This is a genomic window from Nonomuraea lactucae (assembly GCF_003313395.1).
GTDB lineage: Bacteria > Actinomycetota > Actinomycetes > Streptosporangiales > Streptosporangiaceae > Nonomuraea > Nonomuraea lactucae.
In genome coordinates this window covers 1-4,621 of sequence record NZ_QNFZ01000770.1, presented here as the reverse complement: position 1 = coordinate 4,621, position 4,621 = coordinate 1, and the positions used below count along the sequence as shown (strand labels likewise).

The following is a 4,621-nucleotide window of genomic DNA, read 5'->3' as shown; positions in this document are numbered from 1 at the left end:
CCGCCGGCCGACCCGCACCGGCCGCGCGAGGCGGCCCCGGGGCCCGACCGGATGCGGGATCTCCAGTCCGGCCCGCACCGGCTTGACGATTTCCCCTCGGGCCAGCACCCGCTCGACGACCTATCCTCAGGCGCGCACCGGCTCGACGACCTCCCTTCGGGCGCGCACCGGCCGGAGGGCCCGCCTTCGGGCGCGTACCGGCCGGAGGGCCCGCCCTCAGGCGCGCACCGGCCGCACGGCCTTCCCTCGGGTGCGCACCCGCTGCCCGACCGGCAGCGGAACCCCGCCCCGAACCTGCGGGCCGTCCCCGACCTGCCGCCCGACCAGGAAGGGGCGTCGCCGCCACCGATCCTGCCGCTGACCACCGACAGCCGCGCCGCGCTCTGGCCGCTCGCATCCGACGACGACCTTCGCAGCCACTCCCGCGACCTGTCACGGGACGTCTCCCAGAGCCGGCTGGCCGCGCTGCCGCCCGCCGGTGAACGCCCTCTCAAGGGCCGGCGCAGGCCGCCGGAGGAGGACGGCAACGGCTGGGTGCGCGAGGGGCGGCCCACGCCGCTGCTGATCCTCGCGGCGGTCGCCGCCGCGGGCGCGGTGACCGCGGCCGCGATCTTCTTCGGCTCGGGCGGCGACTCCACGCCGGTCGCGAACACCGCGGCCCCCGTCACGAGCACGCCCGCGGAGCAGGTGGAGGCTGCCGACGCCCCCGGGGGCTACAAGGAGCACTCCCCCGCGGGCTTCACCGCGGCGGTGCCGGACAGCTGGAAGGTGACGGCGTCGGGAGACGGGGCCACGTTCACCGGGCCGAAGGACTCGGGTGTGCGGATCGTGGTCGAGCATGCCACACCGCAGGCAGACGGCGGCCTGGCCGAGCTGACCCGCGCGGAGGCGGAGGGCACCGTCGAGGGCTACATCCAGGTGCAGCTGCAGGGCACGCGGTTCCGGGCCTGGAAGGCGGCCGACTGGGAGTACACGTACACGCAGACCAACGGCGTCCCCATGCACGCCATGACCCGATACGTGACGGTGGACGACAAGAGCGCGTTCAAGATCACGTTCGACATGCCCGAGCTGACGTGGGACGACCAGGCCGAGACCCGCAGGGTCTTCCTCGACACCTTCCGCCAGAGCAGCTGAGAGCCCACCCGGAACAGCCGCGCGGCACGGTGGGATACGGTCGCCGTATGAGGCTGGCGAGCATCTACTTCTACCCGGTCAAGTCCACCAGAGGGCATGATGTCCGGCAGGCCGAAGTAGAGCCGTGGGGGCTGGCCGGAGACCGGCGCTACGTCGTGACCGACGAGCACGGCGAGATGCTGACGGCACGGCGCCACCCGCGACTGCTGGCCTGCGTCGCTGTGATCAGCAGCGGGCCGGACGGCCGCACGCTCACCCTGACCGGCCCGCACGCCCCGCCCCTGCGCGTCGCGCCCACCTCCACCCGCACCATGGTCAGCGTGTGGAAGAGCGAGGTCGAGCTCACCGACTGCGGCGACGCCGCCGCCGCGTGGCTGACCTCACTGCTCGGCCGGCCCGCCCGGCTCGCCTGGCTGGACGACCCCACCCGCCGCCCGGTGGATCCGGCGTACGGGCGGCCGGGCGACCGGGTCAGCCTGGCCGACGCCTATCCGCTGCTGCTGACCACGACCGCCTCGCTGGCCCGGCTCGGCGACTGGATCCTGGAGACCGCCGCCGAACGCGGCGAGGAGCCGCCCGAGCCGCTGGACATGCGCCGCTTCCGCCCGAACGTGGTGGTGGACGGTGTGGAGACGCCCTTCGAGGAGGACACCTGGAAGCGGGTCAGGATCGGAGAGGTGGACTTCCGGGTGAGCAGGCGCTGCGACCGCTGCGTGCTGCCCACGATCGACCCGGACACGCTCGTCCCGGGCAAGGAGCCGACGCGCACGCTGGCCAGGCACCGCAGGTGGGACGGCAAGGTCTGGTTCGGCGTCAACCTCATCCCCGACGGACGCGGCACCATCGCCCAGGGCGACCCGGTCACCGTCCGCTGACCGCTCCGCCCCGGGACGGCGGGCGTCCGCGACATCGGGAAAGCCGCCTTGTCCTCTTTTGGGCGATCTAAGGGGCTATGGGAGACTTCACTGGTGACCAGCGTCCCTACGAAGCCCCTCGTCCTGTCCGACCACCGCGTCCGCATGGTCCAGCGCCGCACCCTGACCGTCCTGTCGTCCGCGCAGATCGTGGGAGGAGTGGGCGTCGCCGTGGGGCTGGCGCTCAGCTCCGTGGTCGTGGACGAGCTGTCCGGGTCCACGGTCATCAGCGGGTTCGCGGGCACCGCCATCGTGATGGGCGCGGCGCTGCTGGCGCTCCCCACCGCGAAGGCGTCCGGGCGGGGCGGGCGGCGGGCCGGGCTGGCCCTCGCGTACGCTGCGGCGCTCCTCGGCTGCGCGCTGTCGGTGGCCGCCATCTCGATCCACAACTGGCCGCTGCTGCTGGCCGGGCTGGTGCTGGTGGGCGGCGGCAGCGCGGGCAACCTGGCGGCGCGCTACTCCGCGACAGACCTGTCACCGAGGGGGCACGCCGCCCGGCACCTCTCGCTCGTCGTCTGGGCGGCGACCATCGGCTCCGTGGCGGGACCCAACCTGGCCAAGCCCGCCGACCAGATCGGCATGGACGCGGGGCTCGTGGAGAAGGCGGGGCCGTTCGCGTTCGCCGCGCTGGCGTTCGCGCTGGCCCTGCTGGTCATCCTGGCCGGGCTGCGGCCCGACCCCCTCAAGCTGGCGCGCCGGATCGACGGCGCGCCACCCGCCACGGCGGCGGGCAGCAGGACGACGAGGCGGGCGTGGGAGACGCTGCGCACCACCCCGATGGCCCGCAAGGCGCTGGTCATGATCGCGGTCAGCCACACGGCGATGGTGTCGGTCATGTCGATGACCCCGGTCAAGCTCCACCACGACGGCTCGAACCTGGACGTCATCGGCCTGGTGATCAGCCTGCACATCGCCGGCATGTACGTCATGTCGCCGGTGGTGGGCTGGCTGGCCGACAAGGCGGGGAGGGTGCCGGTGCTGCTGCTCGGCATGGCGCTGCTGCTCGCCGCCGCCACCCTGGCGGGGACGGCCGGGCACCGCGTCTGGCAGGTGACCACGGGGCTGGTGCTGCTGGGGCTCGGCTGGTCGTGCGGGCTGGTGGCGGGATCGGCGCTGGTCAGCGAGTCGGTGCCGGTCGGGGGCCGGCCCGCGGTGCAGGGCCTGTCGGACCTGCTGATGAACGTCTGCGGCGCCACCGGCACGGTCTTCGCGGGCGCCATCGTGGACCGGCTCTCGTACGGCACGCTCGGCCTGGTGGTCGGCGTGATGGTCGCGGCTGCCGGCCTGTGGCTGGCGGTCACCCGGCGGTCCGGCTCCCCCGGCGACCGGGATCACTTGGCGTCGGCGTAGCAGGTGACCGCGACGGCCTCCATCGGGAACCGCACCGGCGTGCGGCCGAACATCAGCCGTGTGGCCTCCGCGGCCGCGGCCGACACCGCCTCGACGACCGCCCCCGCCTGCTCCAGAGGGCAGTGCACCATGACCTCGTCGTGCTGGAAGAAGACCAGCCTCGCCGGGTCGGGCAGCAGCCCCCGCAGCACGCCCATCAGCGCCAGCGCCCACTCGGCGGCGGTCGCCTGGACGACGAAGTTGCGGGTGAAGCGGCCCCGGTCGCGCGCCGCCCGGCCGCCCTCGGGCCCGGACACGAGCTCCCTCCAGCGGCCGGACGGCGGCGGGCAGGTGCGGCCCAGCCACGAGCGCACGAGCCTGCCCTCCTCACCGGCCTTGGCCGCGTCCTCGACGAACCGGTAGGCCTGCGGGAAGCGCTGCCGCATCATCGCCAGCAGTTTGGGGGCGTCGCCGCTGGTGCCGCCGTACATGGCCGACAGCATCGCGATCTTGGCGTGGTCGCGCTCGCCGCCGAACGCCTGGGCCAGCGCCGAGTAGAGGTCGATCTCGCCGGCCGCCCGCGCCAGCCCGACGTCGCCGGCCATCGCGGCCAGCACCCGAGGCTCCAGCTGGGCGGCGTCGGCCACGATCAGCGTCCAGCCGTCGTCGGCCACCACCACGCGGCGCATCACCTTGGGGATCTGCAGCGCCCCACCGCCCGAGGTCGCCCAGCGCCCGGACACCACGCCGCCCACCACGTATTCAGGGCGGAACCGCCCGCCGCGCACCCACTGGTCGGCCCACGTCCAGCCGTGGAAGCTGTGCAGCCGGGCCAGCTCCTTGTAGGCCAGCAGCGGCGCCACCGCGGGGTGGTCGATCTGCTTGAGCTCCCACGACCGGGTCGACTTCAGCGCCACCCCGGCGCCCTTGAACGCCTTGACGAGCTGCTGCACCGAGTCGGGGTTGACCGGACGGCCGAAGGCCGCCGACACCTCGTCGGCCAGCGCCTGGAGCCTGGCCGGGCGCATGCCGTGCACCGGGCGCGGCCCGAGCAGCTCGGTGAGCAGCGCGTCGTGCGCGTCGCGCCGCCAGGGCATGCCGTCGTGACCCATCTCGGCGGCGATCAGCGCCCCGGCCGACTCGGCCGCGGCCAGCAGCCGGAACCGGCCGGGGTCGGGCAGCGCGTCGATGCGCCGCGACTGGTCGGCGAGCACCTCGGCGACGGCGTGCGCGTCGAGGGG

The 4,621-nt window shown here is 74.4% G+C and carries 4 protein-coding genes; 3 read left to right on the top strand and 1 reads right to left on the bottom strand.

The annotated features are described in order from the left end of the window. The 3 genes from DQW85_RS27135 to DQW85_RS27125 all read left to right on the top strand — a co-directional run. A partial coding sequence (locus tag DQW85_RS27135; protein WP_162795415.1) for a chromosomal replication initiator protein DnaA occupies positions 1 to 1,137 on the top strand: 1,137 nt, incomplete at its 5' end. Between the two features lie 47 nt (positions 1,138 to 1,184). Continuing rightward, on the top strand, positions 1,185 to 2,012 hold the full coding sequence (locus DQW85_RS27130) for an MOSC domain-containing protein (protein ID WP_113702751.1): 828 nt from the start codon (positions 1,185 to 1,187) through the stop codon (positions 2,010 to 2,012). 93 nt (positions 2,013 to 2,105) lie between these two features. Beyond that, on the top strand, positions 2,106 to 3,401 hold the full coding sequence (locus DQW85_RS27125; protein ID WP_240197452.1) for an MFS transporter: 1,296 nt from the start codon (positions 2,106 to 2,108) through the stop codon (positions 3,399 to 3,401). On the opposite strand, the gene DQW85_RS27120 is transcribed toward DQW85_RS27125, so the two are convergent. Further along, positions 3,383 to 4,621 (bottom strand): bifunctional 3'-5' exonuclease/DNA polymerase (locus DQW85_RS27120; RefSeq protein WP_113702750.1); only part of this gene is annotated, 1,239 nt, incomplete at its 5' end. The two genes, DQW85_RS27125 and DQW85_RS27120, sit on opposite strands and share 19 nt — an antisense overlap.